This window comes from Rubrobacter sp. M3-4 (genome assembly GCF_059772285.1).
In genome coordinates, this window is sequence record NZ_JCBAJP010000031.1 from 1 (window position 1) to 353 (window position 353).

Genomic DNA, 353 nt, shown 5'->3' on the forward strand with positions numbered 1-353 from the left:
TACGCCCTGTTGAGTTACCTCTACGGCTCGGTGCCCTTCGTAGCCCTCCTCGCAAAGAAAAAAAATATAGACCTCAAAAAAACCGGATCAAAAAACGTCGGCGCAGCCAACCTCTTCCAGAGTACCAAAAGCCCCGCCCTCGCCCTCTCAGGCTGGCTCGCCGACCTCTCCAAGGGCGCCCTGCCCCCCCTTCTGGCCAAAACCATCCTCCCAATCGAAGACGAAAAGACAGAGGAGATCCTGGCCTGTTCAGGAGCAACTGCCGGGGTGGCCGGTCAGTGCTGGCCCATCTTCCTCTCCTTCTCCGGTGGTAGGGGCGTCGCCCCACTCATAGGCGCAAGCCTGATGCTGGC

General features: G+C 59.5%; 1 protein-coding gene. It reads left to right on the top strand.

Annotated features, from left to right (window positions below):
* The coding region (locus AC6EKW_RS15045) for a glycerol-3-phosphate acyltransferase (protein WP_498514830.1) at positions 1–353 on the top strand (353 nt) is incomplete at both ends.